This window comes from Sporosarcina sp. D27, assembly GCF_000586555.1.
Lineage (GTDB): Bacteria > Bacillota > Bacilli > Bacillales_A > Planococcaceae > Sporosarcina.
The window spans coordinates 1-13925 of sequence record NZ_AZUC01000050.1 but is presented as its reverse complement, the minus strand read 5'-3'; the positions used below and the strand labels follow the sequence as shown (position 1 = coordinate 13925).

General features: G+C 41.9%; 14 protein-coding genes. 5 read left to right on the top strand and 9 right to left on the bottom strand.

Annotation, left to right across the window (positions count from 1 at the left end; all coding sequences use genetic code 11):
• Positions 1-316: 316 nt before the first annotated feature.
• The 3 genes from N693_RS0113575 to N693_RS20010 all read right to left on the bottom strand — a co-directional run bounded on the left by N693_RS0113575 (position 317) and on the right by N693_RS20010 (position 3997).
• Positions 317-1351 carry a DUF4179 domain-containing protein gene (locus N693_RS0113575; RefSeq protein ID WP_025785372.1) on the bottom strand — a complete coding sequence of 345 codons (1035 nt, stop codon included), beginning with the start codon at positions 1349-1351 and terminating at the stop codon, positions 317-319.
• Positions 1348-1905 (bottom strand): sigma-70 family RNA polymerase sigma factor, encoded by a 558-nt coding sequence (locus N693_RS0113570; protein WP_025785371.1) that lies wholly within the window; start codon positions 1903-1905, stop codon positions 1348-1350. The genes N693_RS0113575 and N693_RS0113570 overlap by 4 nt, the downstream gene beginning before the upstream one ends.
• A gap of 421 nt (positions 1906-2326) precedes the next feature.
• Positions 2327-3997, bottom strand: a complete 1671-nt coding sequence (locus tag N693_RS20010) for a GIY-YIG nuclease family protein (protein ID WP_081760233.1) — start codon at positions 3995-3997, stop codon at positions 2327-2329.
• A gap of 707 nt (positions 3998-4704) precedes the next feature.
• Here N693_RS20010 and N693_RS0113560 point away from each other — a divergent pair.
• Both N693_RS0113560 and N693_RS0113555 read left to right on the top strand, forming a co-directional pair.
• Entirely contained in the window at positions 4705-5031 is a 327-nt protein-coding gene (locus N693_RS0113560; protein WP_025785369.1) for a nucleoside triphosphate pyrophosphohydrolase, read from the top strand.
• Positions 5032-5349: 318 nt separating this feature from the next.
• Positions 5350-6336 (top strand): bile acid:sodium symporter family protein, encoded by a 987-nt coding sequence (locus tag N693_RS0113555; RefSeq protein WP_025785368.1) that lies wholly within the window; start codon positions 5350-5352, stop codon positions 6334-6336.
• A 166-nt stretch (positions 6337-6502) separates the two neighbouring features.
• On the opposite strand, the gene N693_RS0113550 is transcribed toward N693_RS0113555, so the two are convergent.
• A complete protein-coding gene (locus N693_RS0113550) occupies positions 6503-6997 on the bottom strand; it encodes an LURP-one-related/scramblase family protein (protein WP_025785367.1) in 495 nt (164 codons plus the stop codon).
• 321 nt (positions 6998-7318) lie between these two features.
• Here N693_RS0113550 and N693_RS0113545 point away from each other — a divergent pair, with 321 nt between their 5' ends.
• On the top strand, positions 7319-8227 hold the full coding sequence (locus N693_RS0113545; RefSeq protein ID WP_025785366.1) for a D-alanyl-D-alanine carboxypeptidase family protein: 909 nt from the start codon (positions 7319-7321) through the stop codon (positions 8225-8227).
• Between the two features lie 87 nt (positions 8228-8314).
• On the opposite strand, the gene N693_RS0113540 is transcribed toward N693_RS0113545, so the two are convergent.
• Together N693_RS0113540 and N693_RS0113535 are read right to left on the bottom strand one after the other, a co-directional pair.
• Positions 8315-9508, bottom strand: coding sequence for a chromate transporter (locus N693_RS0113540; protein ID WP_025785365.1), 1194 nt, complete (start codon positions 9506-9508; stop codon positions 8315-8317).
• 301 nt (positions 9509-9809) lie between these two features.
• Positions 9810-10613 carry an SDR family NAD(P)-dependent oxidoreductase gene (locus N693_RS0113535; RefSeq protein ID WP_025785364.1) on the bottom strand — a complete coding sequence of 268 codons (804 nt, stop codon included), beginning with the start codon at positions 10611-10613 and terminating at the stop codon, positions 9810-9812.
• 196 nt (positions 10614-10809) lie between these two features.
• Here N693_RS0113535 and N693_RS0113530 point away from each other — a divergent pair, with 196 nt between their 5' ends.
• A complete protein-coding gene (locus tag N693_RS0113530; protein ID WP_025785363.1) occupies positions 10810-11205 on the top strand; it encodes a VOC family protein in 396 nt (131 codons plus the stop codon).
• Positions 11206-11306: 101 nt separating this feature from the next.
• Here the strand turns inward: N693_RS0113530 and N693_RS0113525 are convergent, their stop codons facing one another.
• Positions 11307-11684 carry a MaoC family dehydratase N-terminal domain-containing protein gene (locus tag N693_RS0113525; protein ID WP_025785362.1) on the bottom strand — a complete coding sequence of 126 codons (378 nt, stop codon included), beginning with the start codon at positions 11682-11684 and terminating at the stop codon, positions 11307-11309.
• The gene (locus N693_RS0113520) at positions 11675-12319 is read right to left on the bottom strand and encodes an NUDIX domain-containing protein (RefSeq protein WP_025785361.1); all 645 of its coding nucleotides are present in this window, start codon (positions 12317-12319) and stop codon (positions 11675-11677) included. Before N693_RS0113520 ends, N693_RS0113525 begins: the two co-directional genes overlap by 10 nt.
• A gap of 150 nt (positions 12320-12469) precedes the next feature.
• Between N693_RS0113520 and N693_RS0113515 the strand changes: the two genes are divergently transcribed.
• Positions 12470-12976, top strand: a complete 507-nt coding sequence (locus N693_RS0113515; RefSeq protein ID WP_025785360.1) for a MepB family protein — start codon at positions 12470-12472, stop codon at positions 12974-12976.
• 29 nt (positions 12977-13005) lie between these two features.
• Here the strand turns inward: N693_RS0113515 and N693_RS0113510 are convergent, their stop codons facing one another.
• On the bottom strand, positions 13006-13659 hold the full coding sequence (locus N693_RS0113510) for a M48 family metallopeptidase (protein ID WP_025785359.1): 654 nt from the start codon (positions 13657-13659) through the stop codon (positions 13006-13008).
• Positions 13660-13925: the final 266 nt, after the last annotated feature.

The following is a 13925-nucleotide window of genomic DNA, read 5'->3' as shown; positions in this document are numbered from 1 at the left end:
ATTTGGTCCACTTGAGTGCGAGCACAAATGTTTCTCGAAATCCCATTCATACAGCAGCACAAATACCTTAATAGAGTGCATAGTAATTGGTTTTCCACTATCTTTTTTCGTGAGCACTTTCCTTTATCTGTTGGCGATAACATTTCTTCAGAATTACCCATTTCTAGATAAACAATTAGTATTTCTCCGTGAAATTGAATATTATTTATGCACCTGAGCAGCATATTTCTTCTACGCAAGTCAAAATCTTGCTACGCGCAGGCATCTACCTTGCAAAAGAGACATGTCCCTAAAAACAGACATGTCTCTTTTCGCTTTATTTATCCAACTTTACCTCTATCGGATCGAGCTTCATTTTTTCATGCCCATTGCCACTGCCTTCGCTCAAAATAATTTCAGGTGTGAAGATCAACTTAGTAGCCTGCTCATCAACTTTTTTGATGGTCGTGCTCCATTTGTAATTCTGGCCGTTCTCACTGAAACCACCATTGCCGTTGGACAGATATTCGTTTCCGAGATCATCCGTGATCAACAGATCTGCCGTTGCCCACTCCCATTGATCAGCGATGAATGACTCTACAGTCTGACTGTACTCAATTACGGTGGAAATGTCCGTAAAGCGTATAGTATCGATTGTGACTTCAATCCCTTCCCCTGCAACAGACTGGGTAACATCCTGCCCGTCACCTGTGATTGCCTCCAATGTAAACTGGAAATGCCAATCGCCTTTTAATTCTTCCATCGTGTCCATATTGTCTATGCTTTGAGGAGCCCATGTCACTTTTACTGTGTCTTGTGGCGATTTGAGATGGGGCGTGGAAGTGACCATGCCGACATACTTATGGTCATCGACCTTCTGTAACGCCGTAGAAGTTCCTCCAGAGCCCGATGCATTTTCAATATCCATTGTCGCATTCACTCCGCTATTCGGACCAAGCTCTTTCTCCGTTTCAACAGAGTACGTAAGTGTTACAGTTTTACCGTCATACACCGCTCTGTCAATCATGATGGTCACGCCGTTACTTGTCTGCGCCTCGCTGACGACTGTCGCGAATTCTTCATACTCGGTATAGAAGCCGTCCTGTTCTTCATTGAAAATGGAAAAGATATTGCTGACGAGCGGAATCTGACTGGCGAGCGTCGGGAAGCCGAATCCGATCGTCGTGACCGACGCAACTCCAATGACAGCTGCCGCCGCTATATTGCGCCAGATTTTTGGCACACGTCGCTGCTGATTGATTTTCTTCCGTACCTGTTGCTTCATCGCTTCCTTTTCTTCATCTGACACGTCCAACGGTTCGATTTCCCCATCCGCATTCAGTTCGTTCAATCGTTTAAAAAGTGATTTCATATACACTCTTCCTTCCATTCGTTTTTCAGGACAGCAGACAGTTTCTTTTTCCCGCGGTACAGCCGGTTATCGACCGACGCTTTCGTGACGTGTAGCGATTCGGCAATTTCCCCGTTTGACATCTCCAGAAAAAACTTCATTGTGAAAATATCTCGGTCCATTTCATTCAGCTGACTCATCGCAAGTAACAATTCCTCCTGCTCCTCTTTTTCAAGCAGAACATCTTGATGATCCTTGATGAACGATAGGTCCTCCATTCCCCGTTCACGTCCCTTACGCTTCATCACACGGCGATATGAGTCGATGGATTTATACTTCGCCACCATGCAGATCCACTTCTTGAACTCTGCTGCGTCTCCATCGAACTGATCGGCACGCTCCCACACAGCGAGAAACACATCACTGATACATTCATCATGATCCGCGTTCGTCGGTCCGAGCACTTTGTACACGACCGCCTTGACGACGGGCATATAAGTGTCAATGACATATTCGATTGCATCTTCCTTATGCCGTTTCAGCCGCCGGATAAAATTTTTCTCCGTAGATTTCATATCCCAGTCTCCCCATAAAAGCTGTTCTCACTTACTACAACGAATGGAAGCCTCAAGTATTCTCAACTAAAATAAAGAAAGCTCCTGTACACTTGGTACAGGAGCTACTCTCAAACAGTTTGCACCCAGCTCGCACGGCGCAGTGCCGTTATCTGACCGAGCAGTACAACAATTATCACGATGACTGCAATACTGATAATCAGCAGCCAAAAATCAAATGAAATTCCGATATTCAATAAAAATACCGCTGTCAGCAGTAATGTAAAATAATTATTCACGCACCTGTAGATCACACATCTTCAGCACAATTCAGAATTGCGTCCAGTTTGTATAACCTAATAAGCACCCACCACACAGTTTTTATAGAACACTAATGCCTGCAAATCCATATTTTTTTGCTTTGATATACAGAAACTCTATTTTATGATACTAACTCAGCTTCTTCCAACGCTTGCGTTTGATTATATTCTTCGGCCAACATCGTTGTAACAAATTCAACAGTAGGATCAATTTCCTCGACTAACTCACGTAAACTACTGACATTTGTTCTAAAGAATTCTTTACGATAATTCACCTTGTTGACTCGCTCTGAACTTAGCCTTTTGTGCAGTTCAGCTTCTAAGCCGACTGCATCGTCGCTGAAAATCATTGCATGTACGTCAAATTTAAATGGAACTGATGCGCTTCCTAATTCATCTACTCTGTCCTGCGGGTTCATCCTTCTTGTCATCCCAATTTTAAACATTTCAGTACCAAATGAACCCAGGTTGGAAATCACATAGACGTAACCTGCTTTACCTAAAGTTAAACTAGTGATTTCTTCTTTTTTAGATTCTATTTCATTCACTTGGTTAGCTAACTCCTGTAATCGTTCTTCCAATTGTTTAATTTTCTCCTCATCCGTTTCTTCCTCTAACAGCTTTTTGTTTCTAATTATCTCCACTGAAAATTTTTCTTCTTCTTTTTCAAGTTTCTTGCGTTCTTCCTCCAGCTGTTTCCGTTCTGCGGCTTCTTGTTTCATTTGTTCTCTAATGATTCTTTGTTCTTCCTTTTCTCTTTCTCTGTACATGTAATATTTATATTCAATGTCAATTAACTCTAGATATAACGGTTCGATTTCTGTCAAGAAACGTGTTATCGTTGGAAGTATATTCATATTTCCGTTCGCGCAAATAGACAAGTATTTTGTGATAATATCTTTTACTGCTTGTTTTGATTCGTCTAGTTTATTAAATCGCAACTGCAGTAGTAAAATCTGTATTTCAGCCTGTAAGCCAATAACCATTAGATTGTAGATAGTTTTGTTCCCTTTGGTTGTGTATCTATCTTCATATTTTTCCAAAACCGTTTGAATTTCCTTGTTTGTTGCATTCGACAGTTTCCGCAATTCCTTTGAGTTATCAGAGTGAAGGTGTAAGCGAATTACGGTTCCTAGTAAGCGATCCTCTTCAAGCTCTTCCTCCAGCTGTTCAATTTTCTTGCCTACCAATTCAAAGTTTACTGTATTTGGAAATCTCTCATCGAAATTTTTTAAACCTATTATATCTGATTTATATTTTCTTGCCTGCTTTTTATAGCGCTCTACCTCTTTTGATAGCTTCCCATGTTCTTCTGACAAATCAACAATATTCTTCTGGTACTCCGTGAACTTCTTTATTACATCAGCAACATCCGTTGAAGCTTCTTGTACGATTTTTTCCGCTTCTTCTTTTGCTTTTTTAATAACTTCTTCTTTCTGTAGCTCTATGCTAGCAATAAGTTCATCTCTCTCTTTTTCTGCTTTGCTATTCACTACATCATGGAGATTATTAATATAGGTTTCTTGATCTGATAAAATTATTTCATTTTTACCAATGTCTTCTTCTAAAGATTTCAAAGAAACCGCTAGAGATTCTATCTTTTTTTCCCTTTCTTTGATTGGTTGAAATAGCTGTTCGGATTTTTCTAAATGTGCATAGAATTCAGCTCGCCTTTGCATCTGAATAATCATCAATACGATTGCAGCAAGAAATGGAATAATTAGTATTCCGAAGACAGTGAGTCCAAAAATCATTGGAGTAGAATACCACCATTCATCTTTATAACCTTTCACAAAAATCTCCTCCTATATAAATATTTTCATATCGAACTTATTGTGTAATAGATATTAAAGTAAAAATCACCTATTCTTTCATCAAATTTGGAATCGTCTACCAACACTTTAACATTGTTTTAATATACCGACAATAGTATGTCGATTTTTGTGACTTGATGTATTAAAACATTCATTTACTAAGGACCTGGAACCTTTCAGTTAGGCGCTAACTCCGTTCTTTTTGAATTGCTAAAATCACTTCTACGAAGAAAGGACATTTTATGGCTTTCGAGGATAATGATCAAAACAGCAATAATCAGCCCAACTCGAACGATGAATCGATTTTGTTGTCATCAATACATTCACTGTTGATCTTTTTGGACAGTTCATCTTTCTGGAAACCATCCTCGCAAGAAGTCTTAACCCTATATTCTAACTAAAACCTTGAATTAATTGCTTCTTTTTCAAAGATTCATACCGTGTTGGTTTCTCGTGATGTAGGCTTCCTTCACCTTGTAGTCAGACATGATGCTGTCGACGCTCCGCCAGAACGACTGATCGTGCCATCTCAATAGACAACATGACGTTAAAAAGGTACTAATAATATACTTTAAAGATCGCTAACACCATTAAGTATTTACTAGAACGTAAATTGGTTAATCGGGAATACATCAAATTCAAGAACATTGATAGACTAAAAAGAAAAATACCGAAAGAGGTGCCTTATGCCAACTTACAATAAACTAGTTAGAGACCTTATACCTGAAATCATATATCAAGACGGTAAGAATCCTATCACCAAAGTTCTCTCAAATGAGGAATATCTTAAAGAAGTAGAAAGAAAAATGCATGAGGAATTAGCGGAGTATCTAGAAGCAAAAAATAACGTAGATAAATTAGAAGAATTAGCTGATCTGTTAGAACTGTTACACGCTGCAGCTATTATTCACGGAATAAGTCCAGAAAAATTAGAAAAACTACGTGCGAAGAAATCTGAAGAACGTGGAGGATTCGCAGAGAGAATCTATCTAGTTGAAGTACTGGATAACTAGCGCTCTAATTAATACATATAATCAGTTCCAGCTTTGCAGAGACAATGCACAAGTTCTGCAGAGCTTTTTTTCGTCCATCCACTTTTTTCTTTAGATATATTCTTCATGGATGCAATATGAAATATATATTGTATCATTCTGATAATTGTGTATAATTAAACATATCGTTTTGGTTGATAAAGTATTTGTTTTTGGTATTTGTCGAATCAGTTTCCGCAAAAGAGGATTAGTGCAAGGCGGTAGGTTATCTGTTATCAGCAAGAGCAAGTGCCTGCTTCTTTAAACAATGTCCAGAGGATTTCGAGGGGGTATACGAAAATGAAAGTTTTGGAGTCAATCAGTTCATTCGCAGGAAAATATTTTGCTATATGGGTCATCATCGCAGCGCTCACGGCCTTCCTATTTCCCACACCGTTCCTAGGGTTAGGAGCATACATTTCAATTTTACTCGGAGTTGTCATGTTTGGAATGGGGCTGACGTTGAAAGCGGTGGACTTTAAGATTATCGTGACGAAACCGTTGCCGGTCATTGTAGGTGTCGCTGCTCAGTTTGTAATCATGCCGCTTGTTGCGTTCGCAATTGCGTATGTACTTAAGCTTCCGCCAGAATTGGCTGCTGGTTTGGTACTCCTTGGATGTGTTCCCGGTGGGACTTCTTCAAATGTGATGGTGTATTTGGCGAAAGGGAATTTGGCACTGTCTGTTGCAATGACTTCTCTTTCTACACTGCTTGCACCGATTGTCACACCGCTTTTGCTGTTATGGCTTGCGGGACAGTGGATGCCGGTTGACCCGATGTCGATGTTTATGTCAATCGTTCAAGTCATTATTGTTCCGATTGTACTGGGTCTGTTAATTCGAAAGTTTTTCCCGAAAGCTGTGGAGAAGAGTGTCTCTGTTGTGCCACTTATTTCGGTTTTGGCCATCCTTATTATCGTGGCTGCAGTTACATCTGCCAATGCAGGCAATGTCATTTCTTCCGGTTTTGTCGTGTTTGCAGCAGTTTTCCTTCATAACGGCTTTGGCTTGTTGCTTGGCTATTTGACTGCTTTGATGCTCGGATTGAATGAAAGTGATCGAAGAGCTATCTCTATTGAAGTTGGCATGCAGAATTCGGGTCTTGGCGTTGCACTGGCAACTGCTCACTTTGGTCCGCTCGCTGCACTTCCTAGTGTTTGGGGGGCAATCTGGCATAATATTTCCGGCCCGATTCTCGCTACAATTTGGTCGAAAAAGCCTTCAGTTGTCGAGAATTCAGATGATGATCCCGGCGCTATACCGGTTCAGACGAGTCAGGTCCAATAGCGTGAAATTTCACGTTCAAACTATATTTGTATAACCTAAAGGCGAAGGGACTCTCCCTTCGCCTTTAGGTATTTTTGTAAAAGTGTGCTTACCTGTTTAATCGAGCCCTTCATCAGTAAGATATTCACTAAGTGAATAGATATCATTGTATCTATCCATCCCTTCTTTAAACCGAGGCAGCGGATGTAGCGGCCTGGTCAGCTTTCACGCAATCAATTGCAACAACGAGCGCGATGATGAGCTTTTCCAAGTCTTCATTGTAAACCTGTACTTCGTAGCTGTCTCCCCATTGGAACCACTTCTTGTCGACTGTGCCCGCCACTTCCCCATCCTTCAGGACGTCAAAGCTCATTTCCCACCAAGTTCCGAGCACTTCGATGCCTGCTGCATCGATTGTATACTTAGGTTTCAGGAAAGAGAATTCTTTCTGGATGGTCACGGTTTCCTGTCCCTGTACCTCCACATAGAACGTCGGAAGGAAGCTGAATGACTTTTTGATGATTGTTGCGACTTCGTTCGCCTCGACATCCTGGATGGTGTACGTTTTCGGGATTTTCAGGAAGCTGCCCTCCACTTCGTAGACATTGTTCCCTTCCACATCTTTCACGTTGAACTGTCCGTTCATTCTCAACATTTTTTGCTTAATGATGAATTCTTTCATCTCCGTCCCACCTCATTTTTAGTCCTGGCACGTATTACTATGTTTACGACTCGAGGGTAAAGAAAGTTTCGTGCGGTATTCTATGAATAACTTTTGTCGCTTTCCTTCATTTTCATCCAGTGTAGTTGCCCGCCTGGTTCGGGTCTCTATGAGGGAACTTTGCTCAAAACATCAGCAGATTTGTACTTGTATAGCATACTCGAATAGTCTTAAGAAAAACTTCATAATTTGACTGTGCTTTTGTTCAGGTTTGTCCTTTATACTTAACATCATAAAGAAAGAAATGTGCGGGATTACCGCGAGATGAAAGGTAGATGCAAGATGAGGAAGTTGTGGACAGTTTTTAAGGGACTGATTCTTTTCATTATCGTTCTAGTTATCGCTATAAACGTTACAGGTTGGAACGGACTGGTTCATCAAAAGTTACCAGGCAGTTATCAAACCGATAGCTATGTGAGTCCGTACATCTATATGGTAGATCGGGAAACAGGGAAAACGGTTTATGAGAAAAACGCGAATGAAAAAGCGTATCCAGCATCACTTACGAAAATGATGACAACAATCGTTGCGCTTGAGCATATTGAAGATCTCTCTGCGAGTGCTCCCGTCGATACCGGCACGTATCAAGAGATGGTGTCACAAAATGCTTCAATGGCGGGCTTCTATGGCAGAGAGAAGGTCACGTATCGCGATTTGCTGTATGGCACAATTTTACCTTCCGGTGGAGAGGCTTCTAACTCTTTGGCAATCCATGTGGCAGGGAGTACTAAGCAGTTTGTGAAACTCATGAACGAGAAAGCGGAAGAACTCGGAATGACTCGAACCCGCTTTGCGAATCCAGAAGGTCTGCATGATGCAAAGCAATATACCACCGCTTCTGATATGGCCAAGCTGCTCGATTATGCACTTGATAACCAAAATTTCAAAGCAATCTTTACGAAGGGGACATTTCAGACAACATCGACTGCGGATCATCCTCAGGGCATTTCTTTGAAATCGACGGTCCTTTCATCGTTAACTGCTGATGAACAGAACGGATTCGAAATTCTCGGTGGAAAATCTGGAACTACTTATGAAGCCGGCCAGTGCTGGGCGACATTCGGAACTGCAGGAAATCGGGAGTACATTAGCATCGTCATGGGTGCTCCCCTCGTAGACATTAGCCATCCGGACCATGCACAAAAAACGGATACGCTGGAGCTGTTTGCAGATGTCGGCGCGGGTGAGTAAAAGTTGTTTCTGTAACTGAGTACTACGCAACTACATAGGAACTTAAAAACCGTCCCAAATGCCACGATTGGGACGGTTTTTATGGATTTATACAAGCGACAATACCGTACCGCCAACAGCTCCCGCCACTACCACTATCCAAGGAGGCAATTTCCAATACGCAAGCATGCTGAATAATATAGCTGCTAAAGCAAAGTCAATAGCTTGTAAGACGGAACTGGTCCAGATTGGGTAATAGAATGCAGAGATTAGCAGTCCAATCACCGCTGCATTAACACCCATGATTGCACCTTTGACTTTCGGGTTGTTTCGTAAGTGATCCCAAAAAGGGAGTGCTCCTAGAATAAGTAGGAATGCAGGCAAGAAAACTGCAAATGTTGCGACGAGCCCACCTTGCCAGCCTTTCATGACAGTGCCTATGTACGCAGCAAATGTGAAGAGCGGTCCAGGAACGGCTTGGGTTGCTCCGTATCCTGCTAAAAAGGTTTCTTCGCTGATCCAGCCAGTTGGGACAAATTCTTGTTCGAGTAAAGGCAGCACGACATGTCCACCGCCAAATACGAGGGACCCGGATCGATAGAAACTATCGATCATGGCAATCCAGACGGACCCTGTCAGTTCTCGTAAGATCGGTAACAAAACTAACAATCCCCCAAATAAGAGTAAGCAAATTGCAGAAACGCGTTTTGAGATTGGGAAGGTCGATTTTGCGGTTTCCTCTTCATTGTGCTGTTTGAACACAAAGAATCCCACTAATGCAGCGATAAGAATGACCCCGACTTGACTCCATGCGGATTGCCATAGCAGTGTACCAACGAGTGCAAGTAATGCGATAGTCTTCCTCGCTAGATCAGGCGTCAGGTTTTTAGCCATTCCGATGATCGCATGGGCAACGACCGCAACTGCGACCAGTTTTAGCCCATGGATCCACCCAGTATTTCCGATATCTGTTGTCGTAAGTAGTCCTGCAAACAGGATGAGCGCAATTACAGAAGGAAGTGTAAATCCTAGAAACGAGACGATGCCGCCAAGGACACCGGCTCGCATCACACCGATCCCAATTCCAACTTGGCTGCTCGCAGGTCCCGGTAAGAATTGCGACAATGCTACGAGATCTGCATAACTTTTTTCGTCCATCCATTTTCTTCTTCGGACGTATTCTTCATGGAAATACCCTAAGTGCGCAGTGGGTCCGCCAAATGATGTCAACCCAAGCCGTGTTGACACTACTAAGATTTCTAATAAAGATTTAACACTACGATTCGAGCTTGCTGGCTTCATAGGAGCCTCCTTTTGGTAATCTTTAAGTGTCTTTAATATACTTCTACTTGTGTTTCATTTGTTTTAATAGGGTTTCGCTATTTTGAAGGTATCATGTCTGACGGTAGTTATGTAGCATTCAATCGAAAATTTACAAACACCTAACAATGCCATCCCTATCCAATTAAAGAGTACTAGGACACTTAAGGATCGCTACTCTATTCATTCAGCAGAAATTTCAAGACTCTCTCAAGACTAGAAAACAAAAAAACTGCCCCAAAAAGTCATTTCTCATGACCTCTCGGGACAGCATTTATATCTATTAGTTGTTTTCCTTGTCGCGTACATATTTCATAATTGCTCCGGCACCTGCACGTACGAGCACACCGCCATCACAGTTAATTTCTTGTCCTGTAATATAACGTGACTCTTCAGAAGCGAGGAATGAGACTAACGCAGCGATGTCTTCAGGTCCGCCAACGTATGGTGTTAAGTTTCCTTCTTCCATAAGTTCCATTAACTCAGTAGAGAACTTTCTGCGAGTTGCTGGTGTAACGATCAGACCTGGCAGGACTGTGTTACAGCGAATTCCTTCTTTACCGTGCTGAGTCGCAACTGAACGAGTGAGTGACATGAGGCCAGCTTTTGAAGCAGAGTATGCTGTGCGCTCGTAATCGCCAACTTTTCCGTTTGCAGATGCGGTGTTGATGATGGAACCGCCACCTACTTTTCTCATTTCAGGAATTGCGTATTTACAGCCCATCATTGGACCACGCAAGTTAATGCCCATCACTGCATCCCACATGTCTACGTCCATTTCTGGAATTCCTTTATCGTTCATCGGTCCCCATGCTGCGTTGTTATGCAGAATGTCTAGTCGACCGAATGCTTCTACTGTTTTGTCGATCATTGCTTTTACTTCTTCTTCTTTCGCAACGTCGACTGTAATGGCAATCGCTTTTCCGCCATTTTTGTTAATTTCATCTGCAACTTGCTGCGCACCTTCTGCGTTTACGTCTGCTACGGCAACTGCTGCTCCGTCTTCAGCCAATCGCTGCACAGCACCTAATCCAATTCCTGACGCTCCTCCAGTTACAATCGCTACTTTTCCTTCTAGTTTCTTCATAGCTTATCTCCCTTTCGTTACTACTTGAATTATGCAGAGTTCCATTCCACTACATAATTTTAACATTAACTTTAGCACCAAACAATTTGAATGATTTATAAAAACGGACAACATGTTATTATTAGAATACTCAGAGTTCCAAAGAGCCTGAGTATCGTGATTGATCGGCAAAATTACAAAATATGAGGAGGAAATTATGGGTAGAGTAATTCACTTTGAAATTCATGTAGATGATATGGATCGTGCCAAGAAGTTTTACGGGGATGTATTTGATTGGAAGTTTGAAGACTGGAGTGACTACGCCGGTTCCCCTTACTTCGGTGTTGTGACTGGAGATGAGGAATCGCTAGGCATCAATGGTGCTCTCATGAAACGTAAAAGTTTACCTCCCGAGCTCAACCAAGCACTAAATGGATATGCGTGTACGATTGGTGTTGGTGATTACGATGCGAGCGAGGATAAGATACTTCAGAACGGTGGTAAGGTAGCTTTACCCAAGTATGCATTACCAGGTATGGCGTGGCAGGGATATTATTTGGATACAGAAGGGAATATCTTTGGAATTCACCAACCTGATGAAAACGCAAAGTAACATATGAGTCATGAGGGGCTATGGGTTTCTGTGTGGAAGACATGTCAGAAATAATTCTGGCCTGTATGTCACACGGGCTTGTTAGAAACATATCTCAGGGGTTACAAGATAACCCCTGAAAAAAGCCCTTGCAAGACTTCTTTTCCATTCTGATTTTCACATGTAAAGGTTGCCGTGATTGCGGTTCTATCATTTTCTTGTCTTTCGAATTTTTCAATTTTCACTTCACAACTTATCGTATCTCCTGTAAATACAGGTCTGAAAAACTCAAAATTCATCGTGCGAGCTAATACGTTATGATCACCACCTACTTTTGTTGGTAACGTTGCGGTTAATAATCCTTGTATTACACGTCTTCCCTGTTCGTCCGGGCTCACATGATGAATCCCTTCGTCACCTGAAATCCCTATAAATAATTCAACATCTCTCACTGTAAAAGTCCGCGTGAATGTAATGATGTCTCCTACTTTTAATGACATATTCCTCTTCCTTTCAAAAGTTCATCATAAATCCCATGAATTACAGCCTGGTAATACGAATCAGGATGAGGCACTAGATCAGATTTGCTTATCATTTTCTCGTGGATTAGCTTCTCGCCATATTCAGTATGCGTAAACCCTAGACACGGGATATTTTCCATTTCCCTTTTCCACAACTTAGCAAAATCCTGAAATGCCACTCTGTAAATCCCCGCCACTTCTTCCTGCTGCACGTGGAAATCATTCAGCTTGTGCTCTGTATGATAAACAAACACATGAGCCAGCTCATTATCAATCATATTAGGCTTCTTCATGCTGTATGGGATGATGCCGAGTGAATCCAAGTCTTCAAACGAGACCGTGATTCCCGTTTCTTCTTGAATCTCTCTCACACCGTCTTCCACACTTTCAGTTGAGAGCAAATGTCCCGCTGCAGTAATGTCGAGTAAGTTAGGATAGTCTTTTTTCATGGAACTACGTAATTGCAAGTAGAGCATGTCCTGTCCATTTTCTTTCGCAACAAACCAACAATGAAACGTTTCATGCCAGTGGCCGAGACGATGAACCTCTTCACGCGTTGCTGTGCCTATCGGATTTTGCTGCTCGTTGAAGATGGTGAGGATTTCGGTTTCCATGGGCTCGCTCCTTTACATGTAAAGTACTTTGTGGCTTATACCTAGAATGGCGATAACCTCTTTTCATTCCATTGCTAACTTCTTAGATGTATTATATAATAGAACAAATGTTCCTACCTAATGAATGCAAGTAAGAATGGGAGGATTGTCATGAATGACTTTCAAACAGCTTTAACATATGTAACTAATCTCGTGTATCAGCCTAATCACTTCACTATAAGAGAAGTTCAAGAAGACCGTCAGAACTCAGAGTACGGAGCTGGAATCTTTCAGTTAGGCGCTAAATCAGTTCGTTTTAGAGTTGCCAAAATCACTCCTACGAAGAAAGGTCAATTTGTGGCGCTCTGGGAAAAAGATGAAAACAATAAAAATCAGCCTTTTTCATACGATGCCTCTCCGGATTTAGTAGTCATCAATACCTTTACTAAACATCATTTTGGGCAGTTCATCTTTCCGAAAACGATCCTCGCAAGCAAAAACATTCTTAAAACAACTAGGACAAACGGAAAAATGGCATTTAGAGTGTATCCTAGTTGGGATACACCCTCTAGTCAGCAAGCTGTCGCAACACAAAAATGGCAATTGGACTTTTTTATAGACCTGAGCGATGCAAGTGTTGCAACCTCGCGAGAACTTTTAGCTTTGTATGCCAACTAAATCATTGAACCGAAGTCATTATATCTTTGTTAAAGTGTCATCATGTGCTGATTCCTAGCGAGATAGTCTTCCTTCTCCTTGTAATCCGGCATGATGCTTCCGACACGCCTCCAGAAGGAACGATCGTGGTTCATGTGTGTGATGTGGCACAGTTCGTGAATAATGACGTAGTCGATGACCTCCACGGGAGCCATGGCGAGACGGTAGTTGAATGCGAGTTTTTTGTTCGAATTGCAGCTGCCCCATTTGCCGAACGACTCGATGATAGAAATCTCTTTTGCAGAGACTTTCAGTTCCTTCTGATAGCGTTTGATGCGCGATTCAATGAGGAATTTGCATTGGTTGAAATAGAATTTCTTCAGATTGTGTTTCAGTTGGTCTTCACTGAGCCCTTGCGTTTCAATGAGTTCCTGAAGTGGGCGTTCTTCTCCTAGATAACGAAATGTCCCATTGGGCTCGTACTGCCTCGCAAGTGGATCTTCCTTTTTAGACTCCCGCTCTTTCATCCTCTCTAGAATCCAGCTTCCCCAATTGTGCAGTTCTTGCTGGATAACCTGTTCACTTGTGCCATTCGGAGCTTTCACGGTGATGAATCCGAATGAGTCAATGTGCAACGATAGTTTCTTCCCTTTCCCATATTGCACGTTATAATGGAAGACTTCGTTTTCGATTGTGATTTTCATGGAGTCCCTCTTCTACTAGCTATAGTTGTGTTATTGCTCATGTATCATTGCCTAGTAATTTTCTTACCATTTTATCATATAGGGACACTGTAATGAGAAACCTTCCTTCTTCACGCCTAACAAAAAGAGCTGCACTAGGCAGCTCTCAGACTGTAGACAAGCTCCAGGAATCATGGGGCTTGCCTACAGTCTTGTTCTTTTACAATAGGATTAACTATGAAAAGTTGATTTTCGCTGCGAGCGGCCGCTTTCCGAGGGGCTTGCTC

What these genes read in the sequence shown, in the direction of transcription:
- N693_RS0113520 (WP_025785361.1), bottom strand. Translation starts at nt 12,319, where the DNA reads ATGGAAACCGAAATCCTCACCATCTTCAACGAGCAGCAAAATCCGATA.
- N693_RS0113525 (WP_025785362.1), bottom strand. Translation starts at nt 11,684, where the DNA reads ATGTCATTAAAAGTAGGAGACATCATTACATTCACGCGGACTTTTACA.
- N693_RS0113510 (WP_025785359.1), bottom strand. Translation starts at nt 13,659, where the DNA reads ATGAAAATCACAATCGAAAACGAAGTCTTCCATTATAACGTGCAATAT.
- N693_RS0113560 (WP_025785369.1), top strand. Translation starts at nt 4,705, where the DNA reads ATGCCAACTTACAATAAACTAGTTAGAGACCTTATACCTGAAATCATA.
- N693_RS0113575 (WP_025785372.1), bottom strand. Translation starts at nt 1,351, where the DNA reads ATGAAATCACTTTTTAAACGATTGAACGAACTGAATGCGGATGGGGAA.
- N693_RS0113515 (WP_025785360.1), top strand. Translation starts at nt 12,470, where the DNA reads ATGAATGACTTTCAAACAGCTTTAACATATGTAACTAATCTCGTGTAT.
- N693_RS0113555 (WP_025785368.1), top strand. Translation starts at nt 5,350, where the DNA reads ATGAAAGTTTTGGAGTCAATCAGTTCATTCGCAGGAAAATATTTTGCT.
- N693_RS0113530 (WP_025785363.1), top strand. Translation starts at nt 10,810, where the DNA reads ATGGGTAGAGTAATTCACTTTGAAATTCATGTAGATGATATGGATCGT.
- N693_RS0113550 (WP_025785367.1), bottom strand. Translation starts at nt 6,997, where the DNA reads ATGAAAGAATTCATCATTAAGCAAAAAATGTTGAGAATGAACGGACAG.
- N693_RS0113570 (WP_025785371.1), bottom strand. Translation starts at nt 1,905, where the DNA reads ATGAAATCTACGGAGAAAAATTTTATCCGGCGGCTGAAACGGCATAAG.
- N693_RS0113545 (WP_025785366.1), top strand. Translation starts at nt 7,319, where the DNA reads ATGAGGAAGTTGTGGACAGTTTTTAAGGGACTGATTCTTTTCATTATC.
- N693_RS0113535 (WP_025785364.1), bottom strand. Translation starts at nt 10,613, where the DNA reads ATGAAGAAACTAGAAGGAAAAGTAGCGATTGTAACTGGAGGAGCGTCA.
- N693_RS0113540 (WP_025785365.1), bottom strand. Translation starts at nt 9,508, where the DNA reads ATGAAGCCAGCAAGCTCGAATCGTAGTGTTAAATCTTTATTAGAAATC.